At 58.6% G+C, this 20,571-nt stretch carries 16 protein-coding genes; 7 read left to right on the top strand and 9 right to left on the bottom strand.

The window, feature by feature from the left end:
- Positions 1-34: 34 nt before the first annotated feature.
- Genes bufB through OHL23_RS11740 form a run of 5 tightly spaced genes read left to right on the top strand, consistent with a single transcriptional unit; the run spans position 35 to position 4,960 of the window.
- Complete coding sequence (gene bufB / locus OHL23_RS11760; protein WP_263352076.1) at positions 35-910, top strand: MNIO family bufferin maturase; 876 nt, start codon at positions 35-37, stop codon at positions 908-910.
- Positions 907-1,836: an HvfC/BufC N-terminal domain-containing protein gene (locus tag OHL23_RS11755; protein WP_263352075.1), complete on the top strand. Its 930-nt coding sequence runs from the start codon at positions 907-909 to the stop codon at positions 1,834-1,836. Before bufB ends, OHL23_RS11755 begins: the two co-directional genes overlap by 4 nt.
- Before the next feature lie 44 nt (positions 1,837-1,880).
- Positions 1,881-2,351, top strand: coding sequence for a DoxX family protein (locus OHL23_RS11750; RefSeq protein ID WP_263352074.1), 471 nt, complete (start codon positions 1,881-1,883; stop codon positions 2,349-2,351).
- Positions 2,352-2,408: 57 nt separating this feature from the next.
- Complete coding sequence (locus OHL23_RS11745; RefSeq protein ID WP_263352073.1) at positions 2,409-3,539, top strand: glycosyltransferase; 1,131 nt, start codon at positions 2,409-2,411, stop codon at positions 3,537-3,539.
- Positions 3,536-4,960 (top strand): ArnT family glycosyltransferase, encoded by a 1,425-nt coding sequence (locus OHL23_RS11740; RefSeq protein WP_263352072.1) that lies wholly within the window; start codon positions 3,536-3,538, stop codon positions 4,958-4,960. Before OHL23_RS11745 ends, OHL23_RS11740 begins: the two co-directional genes overlap by 4 nt.
- Here the strand turns inward: OHL23_RS11740 and OHL23_RS11735 are convergent.
- The 9 genes from OHL23_RS11735 to OHL23_RS11695 all read right to left on the bottom strand — a co-directional run bounded on the left by OHL23_RS11735 (position 4,957) and on the right by OHL23_RS11695 (position 18,066).
- The gene (locus tag OHL23_RS11735) at positions 4,957-7,929 is read right to left on the bottom strand and encodes a TonB-dependent receptor (protein ID WP_263352071.1); all 2,973 of its coding nucleotides are present in this window, start codon (positions 7,927-7,929) and stop codon (positions 4,957-4,959) included. The two genes, OHL23_RS11740 and OHL23_RS11735, sit on opposite strands and share 4 nt — an antisense overlap.
- A gap of 39 nt (positions 7,930-7,968) precedes the next feature.
- Positions 7,969-9,273 carry a DUF5666 domain-containing protein gene (locus OHL23_RS11730; RefSeq protein WP_263352070.1) on the bottom strand — a complete coding sequence of 435 codons (1,305 nt, stop codon included), beginning with the start codon at positions 9,271-9,273 and terminating at the stop codon, positions 7,969-7,971.
- 207 nt (positions 9,274-9,480) lie between these two features.
- Positions 9,481-11,013 carry an ABC transporter substrate-binding protein gene (locus tag OHL23_RS11725; protein ID WP_263352069.1) on the bottom strand — a complete coding sequence of 511 codons (1,533 nt, stop codon included), beginning with the start codon at positions 11,011-11,013 and terminating at the stop codon, positions 9,481-9,483.
- Entirely contained in the window at positions 11,006-12,163 is a 1,158-nt protein-coding gene (locus OHL23_RS11720) for an anhydro-N-acetylmuramic acid kinase (RefSeq protein ID WP_263352068.1), read from the bottom strand. Before OHL23_RS11720 ends, OHL23_RS11725 begins: the two co-directional genes overlap by 8 nt.
- Positions 12,160-13,272, bottom strand: coding sequence for a beta-N-acetylhexosaminidase (nagZ, locus tag OHL23_RS11715; RefSeq protein WP_263352067.1), 1,113 nt, complete (start codon positions 13,270-13,272; stop codon positions 12,160-12,162). The genes OHL23_RS11720 and nagZ overlap by 4 nt, the downstream gene beginning before the upstream one ends.
- Complete coding sequence (gene mutS / locus OHL23_RS11710) at positions 13,269-15,914, bottom strand: DNA mismatch repair protein MutS (protein WP_263353226.1); 2,646 nt, start codon at positions 15,912-15,914, stop codon at positions 13,269-13,271. The genes nagZ and mutS overlap by 4 nt, the downstream gene beginning before the upstream one ends.
- Positions 15,915-16,375: 461 nt before the next feature.
- Positions 16,376-16,684 (bottom strand): helix-turn-helix domain-containing protein, encoded by a 309-nt coding sequence (locus tag OHL23_RS11705; protein ID WP_263352066.1) that lies wholly within the window; start codon positions 16,682-16,684, stop codon positions 16,376-16,378.
- Positions 16,681-17,043, bottom strand: a complete 363-nt coding sequence (locus OHL23_RS11700; RefSeq protein ID WP_263352065.1) for a type II toxin-antitoxin system RelE/ParE family toxin — start codon at positions 17,041-17,043, stop codon at positions 16,681-16,683. Before OHL23_RS11700 ends, OHL23_RS11705 begins: the two co-directional genes overlap by 4 nt.
- A gap of 258 nt (positions 17,044-17,301) precedes the next feature.
- Positions 17,302-18,066, bottom strand: coding sequence for a DUF4393 domain-containing protein (locus OHL23_RS11695; protein WP_263352064.1), 765 nt, complete (start codon positions 18,064-18,066; stop codon positions 17,302-17,304).
- A gap of 219 nt (positions 18,067-18,285) precedes the next feature.
- On the opposite strand from OHL23_RS11695, the gene OHL23_RS11690 reads away from it, so the two are divergent.
- Together OHL23_RS11690 and hemA are read left to right on the top strand one after the other, a co-directional pair.
- A complete protein-coding gene (locus tag OHL23_RS11690) occupies positions 18,286-19,164 on the top strand; it encodes a cytochrome C assembly family protein (protein ID WP_263352063.1) in 879 nt (292 codons plus the stop codon).
- A complete protein-coding gene (gene hemA / locus OHL23_RS11685; protein WP_263352062.1) occupies positions 19,161-20,561 on the top strand; it encodes a glutamyl-tRNA reductase in 1,401 nt (466 codons plus the stop codon). Before OHL23_RS11690 ends, hemA begins: the two co-directional genes overlap by 4 nt.
- Positions 20,562-20,571 lie beyond the last annotated feature (10 nt).

Genomic DNA, 20,571 nt, shown 5'->3' with positions numbered 1-20,571 from the left:
ATTCTTTTTTCATCCACCTATTAAGAGGTAATTTATGGCCGGAAACCGGTTCAATGCATTCCAGAATCACGGTGTCGGCATCGGTTTGCGCATTCCCCACTACGAACATATCTTTGCTCACCAGCCTGCGGTGGACTGGTTCGAAATCATCTCCGAGAACTACATGATCGACGGCGGTCGGCCGCTTCACATGCTCGACCGCATCATGGAACGATACAAGGTAGTTCAGCACGGCGTGTCCATGTATTTCGGCGGCGCACAAGGCTCCGATCCGGAACACATGCGCCGCCTCAAGAGCCTGACGAAGCGCACGAAAACGCCGTGGCTCTCCGACCATCTGTGTTGGGGCAGCATCGACGGAACCTACTCGCATGATTTGTTGCCTTTGCCATACACGTGGGAGGCCGTCGAGAAAACAGCGGCCCGCATTCGCGAAGTGCAGGACTTTCTTGAGATTCCGGTAGCCGTTGAAAACGTCAGTAGCTATGCGGAATTTGTCGCTTCGGAAATGACCGAGTGGGAGTTTCTGAACGAAGTCGTCGAGCGCGCCGATTGCGGCATTCTTCTCGATGTGAATAACATCTACGTCTCCTCGGTCAACCATGATTTCGCGCCCATGGATTACGTGAACGCGATTCCAGCTGAACGCGTCGCGCAGATTCACATCGCTGGGCACACCCGTTACGAGAAGTACATTCTGGACACCCACGACCATCCAGTGATCGACCCTGTCTGGGAACTCTACGCACGTGCCATCGAGCGCTGTGGTCCGACGCCAACGCTGCTCGAATGGGACGATCGGATACCGTCTTTCGAAGAGGTCTGGAACGAGGCTCGCAAGGCAGAGCGCTATCTTCTTCCGGCGAAGGCTCAGGCGGACGAAGCCGAGTTGGCAGGAGCGGCGCGATGAGCCAGATCATGAATGTGCCGATGAAGCTTGAGGACTTGCAGCGAACCATGTGCGCCGCAGTCATGCAGCCACTGACGGCAGACGAAGAGATGCAATCGCACGACGTCACCGGGCGTTGGAATGGCCGGGCCATGGCGGAGGTCGCCGAACAGTTTATTGCGCCGAATAATAGACTGACCGCCTTCGAGCGTCTTGAGATATACAACCGGCAGTATTGGTTTCGGCTGCAAAGCGCCTTCACCGAGGATTTTCCTGCTCTCAGGTCAGTCGTAGGCGCCGAGCGATTTGACGCGCTGATGAACGCCTATCTGGCGGCCCATCCGAGCCGATCTTTCACGCTCAGAAACCTGGGATCTAAACTTTATGCATGGCTATCTCAAAATTCGGAGTACGCGGGACGCAGGCTGGCGTTGGCCCTGGATGTCGTAAGCGTCGAGTGGGCCTGCATCGAGGCGTTCGACAATGCCGAACTCGCGCCCTTAAGCCCTGCGGAGGTCGCAGCCGTCCATGCCGAGTCGCGCTTCGCATTGCAGCCTTATGTCCAGTTGCTTGCGCTTCAGTATCCAGCGGACGACATCGTTCTTGACATGCATCGCCGTCAAAAGAGGGAATCCAGTGAAGCGGGCGCTAGGCCCGAGGCGCAGGAAGAAGAACACTACGCACCGTTGCGCCTGCGCAAGCGAGCCACATGGCTGGCAGTGCATCGCGCCGACTTTTCTCTCTACTACAAGCGCCTCACTCACGCCGAGTACCGCACTCTCACTGCACTCCGTGAAGGCCGCACTCTGTCCGAAGCTTTGGAAGCTGGCTTCGCCGGCTCACATATGGCCATAGGAACACAGATCAATCAAGTGAGAGCGTGGTTCGCTCAATGGGCAGAGCTGGGTTGGATCTGCAAACCAGCTGATACCCCCGCAAATCTATAAGCACTCATGGAAAAGTCAGGAAAGAGATCGGAAGAGAACTGAGAATGATTCGACGTCTTGTAAAACTGTATGATTCGGCTGTCGCACTGTTGAATTACCTGAAAAGCCCGTTATTGTTGGCGATACGCCTCTACTGGGGCTGGGAGTTAGTCCAGGACGGATGGGGAAAACTGCATCATCTGGATAAAGTCACAGACTTCTTCACCTCGCTGAATCTTCCCCAGCCTCACGTGACCGCGATCGGGGTGTCGCTGCTGGAGCTTGTGGGAGGCGCACTTTTCGCGCTCGGCATCGGCACCCGGCTGATCGCCTTGATGCTTTTTGTCAACATGACTGTGGCTTATCTGGCGGCTGAGCCGGAGGCCTTTGCGGCGATCCTCAGCGACCCTGACAAGTTCACCGCGGCATCGGCCTATAACGATTGGTTCGCTACCCTGCTCATCCTGATTCTTGGTCCGGGTTATCTGGCTGTCGATACCTTTTTAAGGCATCTATTCCGAAAGACAGAGACCTAGTCCGCGGAACTCAACTGGACAGGGTATGATTTCCACATCACTGCGGATGCGGGAATCGTGCGAATCCTCTATATATTAACTTCCCTTGGAATAGGCGGAGCAGAGAAGCAGGTGGTCGCACTCGCGGAGCGCATGGCCGCAAGAGGCCATACCGTTGCGCTCATTGTCTTGAAACATGCGGACGAGGAATGGCCCGTGAAAATTCCGGTCTTGCGTTTGAACCTGCGCAAGACACCGATGGGTATTCTTCGTGGCTTACGTTTCGCGAAGAACTTTGTCACTCTCTTCCGTCCCGATATCCTCCACAGCCACACATTTCCGGCAAACCTGTTCACTCGCACGCTGCGATGGATGCTGCAAGGCAAAAGCTCAGGCTCAGCCTCCGCACCGCGCGTCATCAACACGATTCACAATGTCTATGAAGGCGGCTGGCATCGGATGTTCCTTTACCGTTGCACCGATCCTCTTGTGGATCAGGTTACGGCAGTGAGCGCCGCTGCCGCGCAGCGCTTCGTGGAGCTGCGTGCAGTGCCTGCTATCAAGATGCGCGTGCTCACCAACGGCATCGATACAGACGCGTTCACGCCCGATCGCAGCCGCCGCAAGAAGATGCGCGCGGAGATGCTCGCGGGCGACGACTTCCTCTGGCTCGCTGTGGGCCGCCTCGCTCCGGCCAAGGATTTTCCCAATCTCCTGCGCGCTTTTGCCCAACTGCGCGCCGCCCGTCCAGAGCGTCCAGGCACGTCTTTATGGATCGCCGGCGAAGGAGATCGCTCGCATGTAGAACCTGGCACACCTCATGTCGGATCAGCCGATGGAGTCAGGCTGCTCGGCCTCCGTCGGGACATTGTCGATCTGCTCGATGCCGCCGATGGCTTCGTACTCTCATCGGCATGGGAGGGCTTGCCACTGGCGATCGGCGAGGCAATGGCGATGGAAAAGCCTATCGTTGCGACCGACGTGGGCGGAGTTCGCGAGTTGGTTGGGAATGCAGGATTCGTCGTTCCTGCAAAGGACAGCAACGCGCTTGCGGCAGCGATGCTGGAAGTAATGACATTGACCGAGAAGGAACGAAGAGTACTCGGAAGAGATGGCCGCGAGCGAATCGTTAAGCAGTTTTCGATGAACGCAATAGCCGTGCAATGGGAAGAACTCTACTTACAAACCCTCAACGGGAAAACCGCATGAAAAACCGGCTTCACAGCCTTCAACGAAGGATCAATCTAGAACTCAATTCGGAATTAGACAAAGCAACATTGGCGCCACTGGTGGTCGCCGCCGCGTTGCGGCTCGGTCTTATGTTCGCGGCGTTCCTTCTTACCGGAACCAGTGTGATGACGCAGGGCGATACCCCCAGCTATCTTGAGCCTGGCCGGAATCTTATCTTGCATGGCGCGTTCACGACCTCCGGGTTGCCGGAGACAGATCGAACACCCGGGTTTCCCCTCTTTGCCCTGCTCACCGGCACGCTCTTCGGGAATGTATTGTTGACCCTCGTGGCGCAGATCCTCGTCTCGCTGGCATCCCTGCTTCTGGTGCGGAAGATCGCCGAACGGATCTTTCCCCATCGCAACGCGGGAACAAAGGCTGCGTGGCTGTATGCCTGCGAGCCGCTATCGATCGCCTCAACCATTCGGGTAATGCCGGAGACGCTGTTTGTCTTTCTTGTTCTCGTCGTTATCGAGCGGCTGACAGCGTGGCAGAAGTCAGGCAAGGTGGCGCCGTTGGCCCTCGCCGGCGTATTCCTGGCGGCAGCAACCTTTGTGCGTCCGGTCAGCTACTATCTTGTAATAGCGCTCGCCATTGGCATCGCTCTTACAGCCGGGAAACAACGTGACCTGTGGTGGAAGGCACCCGCAGTTTTGCTTGTAAGTTCCTTACCATGGCTGGCAGCATGGCAAATACGCAATTCCATCGAAACAGGCTACAGCGGTTTCTCCAGCATCGTCGAACAGAATCTATATTTCTTTCAGTCAGCCGAAGTTACTGCAGAGTTGGAACATACGACTCTTGGCGCGGAGCAGGACAAGCTAGGCTATCCTGACGAATCCGCTTATATCACCATGCATCCTGAGCAGCGTCAATGGAGCCAGGCCCAGCGGCTTCACTTCATGCGCGAACAGGCAATCAGTGTACTGGCGCAACACCCTGTACTGTACCTGAAGACGCACATCGCAGGCGTCGGATTGGTAGCATTCACGCCCGGCGCGGCAGAGTTGCTTCAACTGCTGGGTGCGTACCCTTCGCCTTGCTCGATGCCGCGCCGCATCGTGAACGAAGGCGTTATGGCATCGGCTTTGCGAATCTACTCAACTCATCCCGGCGTGACCATTGCGATGGTTCTGCTCGAAGGCTTTCTGCTTTTGATTTATTGCCTTGCAATGTACGGTTTCGCGAGTGCCGATCGCACAACTCCTGCCGCCCTGACAGTCGTGGGGATCGCGCTGTATTTCCTGCTCATTTCCGGCGGAGCGCAGGCCGTAGGGCGCTACCGCGCGCCGATTATGCCATTGTTGTGCGTATTCGCTGCAGAAGGAACGGTTCATTTATGGAACAGAAAAGCGCGGGGCCATAGTAGCCCCACGCTTGAAATTCACAGCATGAGTTAGAAGCTGAAGACCGTCTGAAAGAAGATCCGCCGAGCCGCCGCGCCTTGTGAGAAGATACCGCCCTGCAGGCTTCGTGATTTTCCGAATTCGCTGTTCCCGACGGTTCCAATCGGTGTGCCGTAGTCGATATCGTTGAAGAGGTTCAGCGCCTGAGCACTGAATGTCAGGGTGTACTTCCGCCCTGTGGCTGTTGGTGCAAACATGCCGCCGGGTCCGCCGCGACCACCACCGCCCCCACCGAAACCGCCCGGTCCAAATCCACCGCCCGGTCCGCCGCCCCCGCGTCCGCCTCGAGGTCCGCCATCTCCCGGAGGCCCGCCCTGGTTGGCGTTCGCGTCAGCTTTCTCCAGCTTTGGCCCGACTCCAAACGCGCGGCTGATGCGCAGATTCAAAGCCACAGCCGCAGGTCCATGCCCGGCATTATTGGCCAGCAGCGTTTCGCCCGCCAGAGGAGTCGCGTTGGTATCGAAGCATCCATAGGAAGTCTGATAAAAATCGTTCGCACCCGCAGAACATTCCGAGCTATTCGCTACGTATGGCCGGTCGTTAAAGAAGGAGTCGCCATTGTTGTCGCTTGCGGTGACAATGTTGAAAGGCCTGCCTGCTTGCGCAATCAGGAACGGGTTGAAGCGGATCCCCTTTGGCCCGAGATAGTTGGCTATCAGGAAGACTTGATTGCGCGAGACAAAGCTTGCCCGCCCGTAATCCTGGCTGAGATTGTTCGAGTTCGACGCAATCGACCCGCCCGCTCCATCCGTATGCGCGAAGCTCAACGTATAGAAGCCGAATATATTGAAGTTGGGACTGAAGCGGGCATTCGTATTCACGATCATCTGATCCTGCTTGTAAATGCCCTCGGGAAAGTACTGATACACGTTGCCCAGCGCTGCGTTGTAGGTTGGACTGTAAGGCGCATTGGCGTTGATCTCGACCAACTGATGCACGCCCTGCGAGTGGAGATAGGTCACCGTCACCGTCTGTGCCTTGGTAAGCTGGCGCTCGATGCTCGCTCCAAACTGCTGCGTATACGGCGAGTGATATGTGGGATCTACCTGGTACAGCGATCGCTTCCCAGTCGTGCCCGTCCCGCAGGCAGTCGAGTCAAAGGCCGTGAAGCTCTTAGTAAAGCAATCTGGGCTCACAGGGTTCGTCTGGCCAAGCGTGTACTGTTGTTGCAGGATGGAGCGATTGATCGTCAGGAAGTTGGCAATCGGAAGGCGATCGTAAAAGATGCCATACCCGGCGCGCAGGACGGTCTTGGCCTGCTTGCCCTTCATGCCGTCCAGCGCATAGGCCATCGAAAACCTCGGCGCCCAGTCGTCATGATCGGCAACATGGTTTTGCGATTCCCAGCGCAGCCCTCCCGATAGCGTCAGGCGCGAATTGAATCTCCAGTCATCCTGAATAAAAGCCGCACCATCGAAGACATTCCCCACTGCGCTCTGAACGCCGGTGGCGTAGGTCAATTGACTGGGCGCGATAGTTGCGGTCGTGCCATTCAGCGCGCTCTGGACCGCGCTCGAATAGTCCGAAGGGGAAGCGAAGGTGAACGTGCCGTTGAAGCCCGAGTCGGCAAAGTTGGCGTCCCGGCTGTCGCGAAGCCGCGTCCCAAACTTGACCGCGTGTTTTCCCAGCGACATCGTAGTGAGGTTCTGAAACTCCCATCGATCCGTATGGTCGTGCACATTCTGCGACGGGTTTCCCCCCGCCGTAAATGTCGATTCCTGCACCTGGATCGTCGGAGCAGTACTGACGGGGGTCGTATACGCGAGCGCGCGGTCGTATTGGAAGCGCGTCTCGTTGACGATGTGATCGCTGATCACTTCGGTGTCACTGATCTGAATACTGTTATCGTTGGTTGTTACGCTGTTCGAGAGCGTCGGCAACTGAGTCGCGCTGATGTCCCCGGATTCAGAGTCGTGGTAGTACTGGTAGCGCATCGTCAGGGTGTTCTTCTGTCCGATCTGGAAGTCGATGCGCGGTGAGACATTCGTTCGTGAATGCGGGTTCGCGATTGCGCCATTGATATCGCCAGGGCAGTTTCCAAGGGCGTCGCACGGCGTATCGAAGATATTCTCGTTGTTGATCGAACGATGTTCCGCGGAGATAAAGAACGATGTGCTCTTGTTGAGCGAACCATTCAATGTGCCGTTGTATTGGTAGTTGTAGTACCCCGGAACATTCGGGGTAAACGGGTCGCCGGTATTGAAATTGCTGTCATTCCCCTGCACCATGAACTGACCGTGTAAATGGTCGGTACCGGGCTTGGTGAGGATCTCGATGCGACCGAATCCGAGCCGGTCGAATTCGGCGGAATAAGGATTCTGGTTCACGCGAATCTCGCGGATGGACGACTTCGGCGGAAGTTGGCCGCCCGTAAAGCCGTCGATGTAGATCTGCCCGCCGTTCGGCCCGGCCGATGGCCCCGCAAGTGCAGAAAGCTCGTTCGAAAGCTCATCCGGATCGTCCGACAGAGCCTCCAGATCCTTGCCCTTGATCACGATACTGGTGGAATTTTGATCGGCCTCCACGCTCACGGTTGGACTGTCATCCGTCACCGTGACCGTCTGTTGCGCAGTCTGGATCGCCATTGTAATGTCGACGTGCTTCGCTTGCCCCGCCGCAACTACGATTCCCTGGGAGACAAATGGCGCAAAGTTTTGATATGTTGCTGTCACCGTATAGATGCCCGGAGCCGGAACGCGCGCTTCATAGCTGCCCGCCGCGTCCGCAGTGGCTGATGCGACCGTTTGACCCTGGGAGTTGCTGATGGTGACGGTTGTGCCCGGTATCAAAGCTCCCGTTGGGTCAGAGATCTTGCCGTGAAATGTCGCTTGCGCCGCCGTCTTCGACCCTGTCTGCGGCGGAGATTGCGAAGGCGCCTGCGCGAAGCCAGCCGTTGCGCTCAAAAGCACCGCAAAGGAAATGGCGAGCACGGCGTGAGTTAGAGATGTTAGTTTTGCGTACACTTATCCCCCAATGTCGTATAAATCCAAATGAACTTTCAGTTATTGAGCCGCTTCAGCCCCACCGGAACTCATGTTCCAGTTGGAGAGCAGCATGTTCTGTGTCGAAGCAGGAGCCTGAAGCAAAGGTTCGACGCCAGCCAGCAGCGTGACCGCAGTCACTTCGGCTGAGCCCTGCGTTGAAACCAGCATGACAGCGTCGCCCTTTTGCAAATCCGCGAGGTGAATGGCGGGGGCGCGGTTCAGCATTTGTTGCAAATCGCCGCCTCCGCGTCTGCCCTGGTTGGATTCGCCTCCCGCGCCACCTTGTGCTCCGTAAGCCGGACGCGCGCCACCGGCTTGTCCTCCAGTAGCAACATTTCCAGCCGGTTGCTGACCACCTTGAGAGGAACCCTGAGCTGAATTTTGACCTGAACCTTGACCCGAACCAGATCCGGCGCCCGCGCCATTCCCTTCACCCGGCTTGGTCATCGCCGCGAGCGCCTTCGCCATCATGTCCGGCAGCTTTCGCATCTGGGCCTCCGGACCGATGTGCACCGTAACGTTCTGCTTGGTGAGCAGATCCTTGAGCGCAATCGTCATGGCCGATGCGTTAATTGAGCTGATCGTTCCGGATATATTGCGAAAGCTGCCGGAAACCACCTCAACCGCCGCCAACTCAGTCCCATCGGCATTTTTGGCGCCGCGGGCGCGCAACTGGTCGCCAGCCTGGATCGTTTCAATCGGCGCGGGCTTGGCCTGATCGAAGCTGACCGAATTCTCTGCGTATCGCCGGAGCACCGTCGTCGGAGTGGTGTGCAGCGTAATCGTCTTCTGCGTCGCTCCCGCTCCGGATACGATCACCACCACGCCCGTTCCGGCGTCGACGCTCTTCACCAAACCGCCGACTCCGTTGCGCTGCCAGTCCTCACGATCCTGCTGCTGTTTCTGGGCCAGGTCGGCCTGAGGAATCGCTACGATTGAAATTGCAGTCACCGGGTCGGTCGTCGAGTCCGGAGATAGCCGAACAAGCACCCTGTCTCCGACCGCGAGATCGCTGAACTGGATGGTCGCCGCGTTGCTCAGATCCTTGGCGCCAGGTGCAATGCGCTGGATTCGAACGCCGTCCGGAACCGTGACCTTGTGTTCCGCGCCGGCGTCGGTCTTTACCGTCAGCATTCCAGATCCAACAGCAGTGATTGTGCCGAGAAACCGGTTGGCTGCCGGAGCCGGCGTCTGGCCGGCGATACCGCCGGTCACGCCATCGGCTAGCGGCAAAGCCATCGCCGGAAGCCACGAAATACTCAGCAGCAGAGCCGCGCTTCGCAGGGCGAAACTGACATTGGATCTCTTGATATTCGCTTGCATATCTTCTCCCAACAACCCGCAAACTTCGCTAGTCCAGGTCTGGCCAGCAGGACCAATTGCGCCGTACCAGAACCAGGAAATCGACCGGTGAAAAATATGAAATTGAAACCTGGACTGGCGCTTTTCCTGCCCAAGTAGACGAGGTGGTAGGAAGGAAAGTTTACCGATTGGCATGTAACGAATTCTTGCTTCGATTGTAACGACCCGTTACATTCGCACCTTCGCTGTGGTCAGAAATTCGAAGCTGCCCGAGGGACTTATCGCGATCCCGCTCAGCCGCCGGTTGTGTACGACGATCGAATCCTTGTACCAGAGATTGAATGCGGGCAGATCGCGGGCCAGAATCTGCTGTATCCGCACATAGTCGGCACGCCGCCTGTCCTGATTGGTCGATTTACCCGCATCGTCAAGCAGGGCATCGAGTTCCACATTGTGATAGCGGCCGCGGTTAGCACCTTTGGGCGGTATCCGCGCCGTGCTGAAGGCATAGCCGAAGATATCCGGCTGCTCGTTGCCTCCTATCCAGCGCAGCGCATATATCTGGAACGAACCCCGCATCAGATCCTGAAGATAAGTCGCCGATTCGTAACTCCGGATATCGAGATTGATTCCCACTGCCGCCAACTGCTGCTGCAAAGTCGCGGCCAGCAGGCGCGTGCCTTCGTCGGTACTGGTCTTCATCGTCAGGTGTAGACGCATCCCGCTGGAGCCTCGCCGGTACCCGGCTTCGTCGAGCAGTTGTTGGGCGCGCGCTGGGTTGTATTCGTAACGCGCCACGTCGCCCGTCCATGCCCAGTGCTTCTCCGGCAGCAGGCTTACGGCAGCTTTGGCGCGGCCAGCCTGGAGCGTCTTCAGAATGAGGGGAATGTCGATGGCACAGGCAATCGCCTGCCGTACGCGCACATCGCGAAGAATTGGATCGATGGTGTTGAATGCGATGTACTGCACCTGCGTTCCGCTCACGCTTTCCACCGCCAGATGCTTCTCAGCCTCCAACACCGGAAACATATCCGGCAGCAGGGAATTGCTCTCCAGATCTGCCGAGCCTTTGCGCAGTTCGAGGGCGCGTGTAATCGGATCGGGCACGACTGCGAAGCGCACCCGCTGGATATTGCCTTGCGATGCGTCTCCCCGCCAACTCAATGGATTGCGCTCGATCACCACTTCCTTGTCGATCTCCTGGCTCACAAACCGGAACGGACCAGAGCCGACGGGATGCTGCCAGAAGTCGCGGCCGCTGCCGTACGGCACAATGCCCATCGCGCCCGCCGATAGGTTGGTCAGAAGAAAGTTGTCGGGAAATTTGAGATGCAGCACGACCGTCATCGGATCGGGAGCATCGATACTTGCGACCGAGAGGTAGCTGGCTGCCTTCGGAGTGATGATGGCTCCATTGCGCATCGAGTTGAGCGTCCACACAACATCACGCGAGGTCAGCGGCCGGCCATCGCTGAAGTGCACATTTGGGTGCAGATGGAAGATCAGCGTGAGAGGATCGGGCTGGTCCCATCGCTCCGCAAGTCCAGGCGCGACGCGGAAGCTCGCATCCCGCACCACCAGACCATCGAATATCAGTTCATCGATGTGCTCGGATTGCGCATCCGTCCCGATCCTCGGGTCGAGATTCGTAGGACTGCTCTCGATGAGAAAAACCACCGTGTTGCGGTCCACTTTTGGACTGTGACACGCGGTGAGAAAAAGTAGTCCCAGCATCGCGGCAAGGGCAGCAAACCTATGCATACGTCACCTGGCCAAGAATCGCCGGACGGTTTGCACCGGTAGCCGAGGGCACGTTGCCGGGGCGGCGATGCCATGTCTGCCAGGCCAGCAGCGCAAAGGCCGCGGCCTCTTTCGCCTCCGCAGGCATTCCGAAAGCGTCGATGGTTGTGATCCTGCAGTTGTGCGGCTTGAGCAACGCGACGAGCTGGTTCATCAGCGTTGCATTCCGCGCGCCTCCACCCGAAACGATGTAGTCGACTGGCGCTGTGCCCATCGAGGCTGCGGCAAAGCGCAGATACGCCTCGACGATGGAAGCCGAAGTGAACGCCGTGGCTGTGGCGACTGCATCCTGCTTGCGTTTGCTGATCTTGTGGCACTCCGCAAGAAACCATGCGGCATATTCGCGCCCGAACTGCTCCCGCCCAGCCGTCTTCGGGGGATCTTTGCGCAGAAAAGGATGACGCAGAGCCTTTTGCAGCACCGCCTGGAGCACAGCGCCAGTAGCGGCCACTGCGCCGCCTGCATCCATCGGTTTGCGGTAAAGCTCCATCATGAGCGCGTCGATCAGCATGTTTCCGGGTCCGGAATCGTAAGCCTGCGTTTCGTCTTCGGATGCGCCGGGCGGGATCGCTGTGAGGTTCGCAATGCCGCCGATGTTCTGCAAAACTCTGCCTCGCTTCGCATGGCGGAAGAGAACAAAATCCAGCAATGGCACCAGCGGCGCGCCCTGGCCACCGGCGGCCATATCCGCAGGACGAAAATTTGAAACGACCGGAACACCCAGCTCTCCAGCCAGAATGGAAGCCTCGCCTGCCTGCCAGGTGCAGGTGAATCTTGCTCCCGCGTAAGCCTGCGCGACGGGCTGGTGATACAGCGTCTGTCCGTGGCAGCCGATCAGCGCCAATTTCATCGGATTGCGTTCCAACGTGGCTCGAACTGCTTCGGAGTAAGCAAGCCCCAGTCTCCAGTTCAGCCGCGCCAGCTCTGCCGTCGAAGTCGACTGAGCATTCATCGCAGCGAGTACGGATCTGCGCAGTGCGGCGGGGTAGGGAAATCCCTCGTGAGCCAGTAGACGAAGTTTCGGCAGAGCGTTCCCAGTCCCTCGAATGTCGACGAGAGCTATGTCGATGCCGTCGGCCGATGTTCCGCTCATAATTCCAGCGACGATCATCGCGCCTTCCTCTCCTGCTTGATCTCCTGCTCGATTTCCTGACGGAACTGCGATATTGCTTCCCTCAGCGTGGCCAATTGCACAGAGGAAAGAGCACGCAAAAGAGGCTTGTTGAAACGAGATCTTCGCAATCGTCGCGCAACAGCGGCGCGCTCCAGTAACAATCTATGGAAGGCAGCCGATTGCTCAGCCTCATGAATCAGCGACTCATAGGCGCGCAGGATCAATTCCGGACTGTGGCAGATCTCCATCAGATGAATCCCTGCGCGAATTGCGCAGACTGCGGCTTCCTCCATGGGCGCATACTTGAGGATGCCACCCATCTCCATATCGTCGCTGAATACCAGCCCTCGGTAGCCGATCTTCCGCAACAAGATCGCAGTCACCCAGTAGGCCGAGGCGGTAGCGGGACGCTCTCCGCTGCGCGTTGCCGGGTACGTAGCGTGGTTGACCATTACCATGGGCAGCTCCGCCGCAAGCTCCCGGTAGGGCACTAGATCCTCCTGCCAGATTTGCTGCAAGGTGCGGTCGATCGCCGGTGTCTCCAGGTGAGTATCGAGGTTGCCCCCGCCAAGTCCGGGAAAATGCTTGCCGCACCCGACCACCCCTTGCGCCGCGAGACCCGACAGGAATGCGCGGGCGTATGCGATTACTCCGGCGGAAGTCGCATCGGCGGAACGCGTGCCCATTACGGCTGCGGACTCCGGCAGCGCCAGGTCGAGAACCGGGGCCAGTGTCGTGTTGAACCCGAAGGCCAGCGTCTCCCGCGCAATCAGTTCTCCATGCCGGAGCATAAGCGAGGTTGCGCCGCTCCGGAGTGCGGCCTGCGCCACTGCCTGCGCGGAAGGCATGGGCGCGATGGCATCGCGTAGACGGTCCACCGTTCCGCCTTCGATATCCACGCAGCGCAGGCTGTGCGGATTGCAGTAAGTGGTCGATTCGGCAAGTAACGCGCGGGTCTGCGCGGCATCGATAATATTGCGGCGAAAAAGGATGATTCCCGAGGGCTGAATCAGCTTGAGCCAGGCGCGTTCCAGCCGCGTCAATTCCGTCCCGGACAAACCGACGACGAGCAGGCTGCCAGCCGCATGGCGAATGTTCTGGGTCATCGCGCGCTCCGGGGATGATTTCCGCCTGCCGGAGCAGCGGTTTCGCCCAACTCCTGCTTGAGTTCCTCCAGCAGATTGAGCGCCTGCAGCGGAGTCAGCGAGTTGATATCGGTTTCCGCGATCCGGTCGACGATGCGTTGCGAAAGCGGGGTGAAGATGGTCATTTGCACCGGCTCAGCAGTCTCCACCTGAACGCTGCGGCGCTCCTGCTTTTCGTGTTGGCGAAGGACATGGCGCGCACGTTCGAGGACGGCCTTGGGCAGCCCGGCGAGTCTGGCTACTTCAATGCCGTAGCTCTTCGAAGCTGCGCCTGGTTCGATGGAGTGCAGGAAGACGATTCCAGACGAGGATTCCTTGACTGCTACGCGCAGGTTGAGGACGCGGGGAAGCTTTTCAGCCAGCATCGTCAACTCATGATAGTGAGTGGCGAAGAGCGTGCGCGCACCAATTTCCGCGTGCAGGAATTCAACTGTGGCCCAGGCCAGCGATAGGCCGTCAAATGTGGCTGTGCCGCGTCCCATCTCGTCGAGCAGGACCAGCGACTTGCTGGTTGCTGTATTGAGAATCGTCGCTGTCTCGGTCATCTCAACCATGAAGGTTGAGCGTCCGCGCGCGACATTGTCGCTGGCGCCGATGCGTGTGTAAATGCGGTCGACGAGGCCATAGCGCATTTTGGCGGCGGGAACGTAACAGCCCATCTGCGCCATGAGAATCAACATCGCGGCCTGGCGAAGATAGGTGCTCTTGCCGCCCATGTTGGGGCCGGTTATGAGCAGCAGACTGGGGTCAGTGTTGCCCGGCTCGGCATCTTCCGGATTGTGGCCGTGGAGATACAGACTGTTGGGGATGAAGCGTGTCGTACCGGATTCGCTCATCCAGTTCTCGATCACCGGATGACGAGCCGCAACGGCTTCGAGAACCGGCTCGTCCACCAGTTCGGGCCGCGTGTAGCCGCGCACAGAAGCAAGGTGCGCAAAGCCGGCAAGCAGATCAGCCTCGGCGACCACAGCCGAGGCGCGGCGGATTCGGCTTGCGGCTTCAAGAACGCTGCGGCGCAACTGCGCGAATAGCAGCTTCTCGATTTCGATGGCCCGGTCGTGCGCGGTCAGGACGCGGGTTTCGTAGTCCTTCAATTCCGGAGTGGTAAAGCGCTCGGCGTTGACCAGTGTCTGCTTGCGTTCGTAGTCGGCTGGCGCGTTGGCGAGGTTTGACTTGCTGATCTCGATGTAATAACCGAAGACGGAGTTATAGCGCACTTTGAGCGATGCGATGCCGGTGCGGGCGCGCTCGCGCTCTTCAATCGCGGCGATGGACTGGCGACCGCTGCTGCTGATGCTGCGGAGTTCGTCTAATTCCGCGGAGACACCTGGAGCGATGACTCCGCCATCGACCAGAGTGACTGGCGGCTCGACGGCGAGTGTTTTTTCGACCAGCGTTGCGATATCGATGAGTGTGTCGAGCCGAGTGGTTAGATCGCGCCATAAGGGCGCAGTCATGGCCTTCATCGAGTTGTGGAGTGCAGGTAGCCTTGCGAGGCTGGCGGCGAGCGCGGCTACGTCGCGTGGACCGGCGCTGTCGAGCGATAGCCTCGCGAGCAGGCGCTCCAGATCAAGGATTCCAGTGAATGCCTTGCGGATTTCTTCGCGGCGGACGAGGTCGCTGTGAGCCTCGGCGACTGCTTCGTAGCGTTTGTTGATGGCGTCCGCGTCGTAGAGCGGGCGCAGAATGGTTGCGCGCAACAGCCGCTTGCCCATCGGTGTCTGGCTGGCGTCGAGGGTGTGGAAGAGCGTGGATCGGGTATCGGTTCCGGAGACCAGCGGTTCGACCAGTTCGAGATTGCGGACGGTTACGGGATCGAGCTGCAGCTCGTTGGAGCGTTCGACGAAACGCAGCGAATCGAGGTGCAGTGCGTCGAGTTTCTGCGTGGATTGCACATAGTGCAGCACCACGCCTGCGGCGATGGCGGCTGTTGGATGGCCGGAAAGTCCGAAGCCTTCCAGCGAACGGACGCCGAGCTTGCGTTCGACCAGCGGAACGGCGTAATCGCGGGTCCAGACCCAGTCATCTACCCTGGTTCGCGCTGCGACTCTCTCGCCGCTGCGGTCCATTTCGGTGGCGAAGCCGTCAGGCACGGAGACGGGAAGCAGCACTTCGCTTGGTTGCGCTTTCAGGAGTTCGTCGATTGCCTGGCTGTGGGCTGTTGGGCCGGTGAATTCGGCGGTGCGGAATTCGCCGGTTGAGAGATCGAGTAGCGCCAGCGCCGAGGTTGCGCCGTCTTCGTGCAGTGCGGCGAGAAAATTATTTTGTTCCTGGCCCAGGCTGGTGTCGAAGGCGGTGCCGGGGGTGAGGACGCGCGTGACTTCGCGCCGGACGATCTTTTTGGTGAGCTTGGGGTCCTCCATCTGTTCGCAGATGGCGATGCGGAAGCCTTTGCGCAGAAGCCGCTGAAGGTAGCCTTCGGCAGAGTGATAGGGGACGCCGCACATGGGGATGGCGCGTTCGCGGTCGCGGGCGGTGAGGGTGATCTGAAGCTCCCGGGCGGCGACGATGGCGTCGTCGTAAAAGAGTTCATAGAAGTCGCCCATGCGGAAGAAGAGCAGCGTGTCGGGATGCTCGTTCTTGGCCACGGTCCATTGGCGCATGAAAGGGGTGAGCGAGTCAGCACCGGATGCGGGGGACGCGGAGGCGGGCGGAGATTCGAGGTTGTTTGCTGGATGGGCCACGGCTTCTGTTCAGAGTAAATTGAACGGCTGGCTGCATCCTAGTTTGGCCTGTTGTGGGCCTTGGTGCGGGTTGAGGGGCGAAGAGACAGGGAACGAATTTGGGTGGGGGGTAGGGGCACCCCTGTTTGTGGCTGTAAGTCATTGAAAAGGAGTTGGTTGCGGTTGAAATTAGGTCGCTAAAGCGCTGTTTTTAGACGGTTTTTGTGCGCTTTTGCTGCCCAAATTTCCTGCCGAAGAACAGACCAGAAAGGCAAGGGCAAGAACAAAGACAACTCCGCCTTTTGATTATGCACTTCGGAAAGGAAATTCTACGCAAGGCTGAAGTGTACGCTAAGTTGGACTTGCGCCCAGCCGCGAGGTGTTGGGTAGCTGGCAGCGGATCAGGCGATGCGGAGCGCCTTCTGTACTGCATCGGGATCGCGGTCGATGACCAGTAGATAAGCGCGAGTTGGGCCTTCCGGTGCGCGTCGGCCTTGCTCCCAGTGGCGCAGCGTGGTGATGTTAAAGCCGAAACGCGCGGCGAACTCCTGCTGTGTCATTTTCAGGCGAGTGCGAATGGCCTTTACGTCGAGCTTTGCTGGAATGTGCGCCTTGTAGAGGCTCTCATCTGCCGCGCCTTTGGCGTAGACCAAGGCTTCTTCAAGGCCGCGCCGGATGCTGTCGGCGATCGAGGAAGAGGATGCGGTCATGGCTTGAGCCTCCGTATTCGGTAGGATTCGACGAGCATTTTGGTCAACTGTTGGAAACTGGCGTAATCGGCGTGATTCAGGTCGTCTCGCTCGTTCTTGGCGTAGGCTGTCAGCAGGAATAGCGGCATTTCCAGGTTGTGGAAGAAGTAGATCACCCTTGCACCGCTTCGCTTGCCGCGACCTTCAAGCCCCCAGCGCAGTTTACGAATCCCGCCGGTGCCGGGAATGACCGTCCCAGCGGACGGGTTGTACGCCAGATGATCCACGAGCGCTGCTCGCTCTGCTTCGTCCAGCAACTTGCGAGTCGTGGCGAGGAACTCCGGGGTTTCGACGACTGTGATTGGTATCGTTCGCGTCAAACTTGAGTGTAGTGCATTGCACTACACGGCGCAAGATTGCAGTTTTGCTCGAATGGTTGGTCGGCGGAGAGACACTATGATCGCTCCTGCGAGGGTTTCGTCAGGCTTTGAGAAACCCACATCTTATGGAACTTGACAAAGCGAGATGTGGGGCACCTGCACCCCGCAGTGACCCATGTCAGAAATCTCAACAAAAGGTGATGTGTGAGCGCGCCAGGCGAGACGGCGGCGTTCCACCCGGCTACAACGCCCCTGAATTCAGGAGCATGCCTTATATAACGCAATCCCAAGGCTGGTCATCGTGGCGAACGCGAAAACAGGTCGACCGCCAAACGTCGATGATGCAGAGGCTATGCACCCGAGCCGATTAAGATTATTGATCGAAATCCTAACGGGCTCGGACAGCGGCTCCCCAGCGCCGGACGCCTCATTATGGGCTATGGCGAGCTTCGGCAGATTCCAGGTCTCTAAAATTGGTACATCGACCTTGCCTCGGAACGATAGCGATGCTCCTGCCATCACGGCTAGGTTCTTCACATCGAAGGCTGACATGCCTCGCAAGATTTCGACATACGCGCTCCGTAGCTCCATTTCGGTCGCAGCATCGCCAGCGTTCACAAGAAGCCGGGTCCAAGTGTCCTGTAGTTCGTCGTCTTCCTCGAGGACGGCCGCAGTGAGCAGAGGTAGGGCAAAGTTCGGAGGTATCGGGCGCGTAGGTGCGCTCAAACCGCGAGCGTCCATAAGCCTTTCCCACTTGTCCGACAGCCTGAGGCCGCGTCTGGCCGCGATGAACTTCACCTCGTTCTCGATCATTTTCCCAGCCGTGTCCAATGTGCCCCTGAAGAACAAGCTGAATCTTTCGGCGAGTTTCAGCGCCGTATCCGTAGTTTTTGCAATTTCGCCCGCGGCATCTGCCACTTTACCTATCGTGTCCTGGTCCACTTCTTTCCCTCGACACGAGGGTAGCAAATCAACCCAGCCGGAAGCGAAATCCGTGGCCGGATCATTCACCAAAGTAGTCATCGTCGGCAGCCTCGGAAAGAACTCCGAAATCAGCACGCTCCAATCAGTCAACTCCGTCTGTAATCTGTCGATCGTCGATCGCCACATACGAAAGGCGAGCCTCCTGCCCACATGCCCGTAAGTGGATAGCAGAGGTCTATTCCTGGTATAGGTTGACGCTGGATCGGAATGACGAGCATCACAGTATACTTTGAGACTAGACCGTAGGTTGGGATTGCGATGTATCTCCTTTGGCTCAGGGTGGCGGCGGTGTTGTATGCGGTGGCGAGCCTTACGGCGTTGCCGGCGGTACTGTATTCGTTTCCGCGATGGCGCAAGGTTTGTCTGCCGGCGGCTGCGCTTGCGTTCCTGTTCCATGTGGTTTCGGCGACAGAGATGCTGGGGCTTGCGCATCACTGGGTTCCGGTGGGCTATGGCGAGATTGAATCGATCCTGGGCCTTTTGATTGCTGCTATTTTTCTTGCGATCGGCTGGATTTACGGGACGGTTTCCTTTGGGGTGTTCGCTCTGCCGGCGTCGTTTCTGCTGGTGTTTGTGCCTGCGCTTGGAGCGCATCGGTACACTTTTCCGTCCAGCGGAGTGCGATTGGGCTGGCTGGTGGTGCACATTGCGTTCCTGCTGGCGGCGTATGCTTCTCTGGCGTTCAGCATGGTGGCGAGCTTCCTTTACCTGGTGCAGGAGCGGCGGCTGAAGAGGCACCTGGTAGGAGGGCACGGTCATTCGCTATCCCACCCTTCGCAAACGACGCGAAGGATGGGGCACCCGATCGGTTTCTCGGGTGAGTTTCTGCCGCCGCTGGATACGCTGGAAAGAATCGCCCACGCTACGCTGCTGTTTGGCTTTCCGTGCATGACTCTGGGCCTGTTTGTCGGCTCTCTACTGGCGCAGGAAAGCGTTGGCCCTGCCTACTTTTTTGATCCTAAAGTGCTTCTTTCCTTTGGGATGTGGATTCTCTACGTGGTGCTGCTTTACATCCGGCGCAGCGCCGGGCTGCGGGGGCGCAGGGCGGCTTATCTTTCGAGCGGCGTATTTGTCGTGATGCTTCTTGTGTGGGCCGCGAATCAACTAAGTCAGGTACACAGGTTTCCCGCGCCATGAGTCTCATACTGCTGGGCATCAATCACAAGACGGCGCCGATTGAGCTACGTGAGCGCGTGGCGATTCCCCGCGAGTCGCTGGCCGCCTCGGCAACTTCCCTGATGGGAGTTTCGGGCGTGTCGGAGGCGATGATTCTTTCGACTTGCAACCGGGTTGAGATTTTGACAGCGGCTGAGTCTTCGGATGTGGATATAGCAGGGTTTCTGCACCGGCATTTGGGCGTAGATCCGGCTCTGCTGAAGCCGCATTTGTATGTCTACCGGGACCGGGAGGCGATTCGGCATCTGTTTCGCGTGGCTGCGAGCCTGGATTCGATGGTGGTGGGCGAGCCGCAGATTCTGGGACAGGTGAAGGAAGCGTACACGGTGGCACGCGAGGCGGGAACGGTTGCGGCGCAGCTTGAGCCGCTACTGCAATCGGCGTTTGCGGCGGCGAAAAAGGTGCGGTCGGAGACGGAGATTGGCAGCACCACGGTATCGATTGCTTCGGTTGCGGTGGATCTGGCGCAGAAGATCTTTGGATCGCTGGGGGGCAAGAAGGTCTTTCTGGTGGGCGCGGGCAAGATGAGCGAACTGGCGGCGCGGCACTTGATCCGGCATGGGGCAGGGAAGATGTTTGTGAGCAATCGAACACCGGAGCGTGCGGTGCAGATGGCGGGCCGGTTTTCAGGGGCGGTTGCGCCGCAGGTGGTTCCGTGGGAACAGATGCGGGAGGCGGCAAGTTCGGCGGATATTGTGATTACCTCTACGGGTGCTGCGGAGCCGATCTTCCGGAAAGAGGATGGGCAGGCTTTTCTGCATAAGCGGAAGAATCGGCCGATGTTCTTTATCGATATTGCGGTGCCGCGCGATGTTGATCCGGAGATGAACCGGCTGGAAGGCATTTTTCTTTACGATATTGACGATTTGCAGTCGGTGGCCGCGGCGCACCTGGCGGAGCGGACTCGCGAGGCCGCGGATGCCGAGGCGATGATTGCGGCGGAGGTCGAGCGATACCATCTGAAGCTGAAGGCGGTGAATGTGGCTCCGGCGATTGTTGGGTTGCAGCAGAAAGCGGAAGAGTTGCGGCTGGCCGAGTTGAAGCGGGTGCAGGCGCGGCTGGGCGGATTGACGGCGGAGCAGTTTGCGGCGGTTGAGGCGCTGAGCCGGGGGCTGGTGAACAAGTTTCTGCATCCTCCCATGCAGGCGCTGAAGCAGGCTGCGCGCGAGGGGGATGTGGCGCGGATTGAGACGATTCGGGAGACGTATTCGCTGGGGACAGAGACGGGAGTTGCCGGTGCCGAAGAGGCTTCGGTTGGGGCTGTGATTGGTGCTGCGCGTCCGGCAAATGATCGAGTCGAGGAGCGTGCGCCTGCTGCCGATCAGGATGAGCCGGTAATTGAAAAGGTCGGGTTGTGATGCGGGCCGG

Source organism: Acidicapsa acidisoli (assembly GCF_025685625.1).
GTDB lineage: Bacteria > Acidobacteriota > Terriglobia > Terriglobales > Acidobacteriaceae > Acidicapsa > Acidicapsa acidisoli.
Note: the sequence above shows the minus strand (reverse complement) of the source record. Positions and strands in the feature narration are given on the sequence as shown.

Coding starts and splice junctions, on each gene's coding strand:
- bufB (WP_263352076.1), top strand. CDS start 35: ATGGCCGGAAACCGGTTCAATGCATTCCAGAATCACGGTGTCGGCATC.
- OHL23_RS11755 (WP_263352075.1), top strand. CDS start 907: ATGAGCCAGATCATGAATGTGCCGATGAAGCTTGAGGACTTGCAGCGA.
- OHL23_RS11750 (WP_263352074.1), top strand. CDS start 1,881: ATGATTCGACGTCTTGTAAAACTGTATGATTCGGCTGTCGCACTGTTG.
- OHL23_RS11740 (WP_263352072.1), top strand. CDS start 3,536: ATGAAAAACCGGCTTCACAGCCTTCAACGAAGGATCAATCTAGAACTC.
- OHL23_RS11730 (WP_263352070.1), bottom strand. CDS start 9,273: ATGCAAGCGAATATCAAGAGATCCAATGTCAGTTTCGCCCTGCGAAGC.
- OHL23_RS11725 (WP_263352069.1), bottom strand. CDS start 11,013: ATGCATAGGTTTGCTGCCCTTGCCGCGATGCTGGGACTACTTTTTCTC.
- OHL23_RS11720 (WP_263352068.1), bottom strand. CDS start 12,163: ATGATCGTCGCTGGAATTATGAGCGGAACATCGGCCGACGGCATCGAC.
- nagZ (WP_263352067.1), bottom strand. CDS start 13,272: ATGACCCAGAACATTCGCCATGCGGCTGGCAGCCTGCTCGTCGTCGGT.
- mutS (WP_263353226.1), bottom strand. CDS start 15,914: ATGCGCCAATGGACCGTGGCCAAGAACGAGCATCCCGACACGCTGCTC.
- OHL23_RS11705 (WP_263352066.1), bottom strand. CDS start 16,684: ATGACCGCATCCTCTTCCTCGATCGCCGACAGCATCCGGCGCGGCCTT.
- OHL23_RS11695 (WP_263352064.1), bottom strand. CDS start 18,066: ATGACTACTTTGGTGAATGATCCGGCCACGGATTTCGCTTCCGGCTGG.
- OHL23_RS11690 (WP_263352063.1), top strand. CDS start 18,286: ATGTATCTCCTTTGGCTCAGGGTGGCGGCGGTGTTGTATGCGGTGGCG.
- hemA (WP_263352062.1), top strand. CDS start 19,161: ATGAGTCTCATACTGCTGGGCATCAATCACAAGACGGCGCCGATTGAG.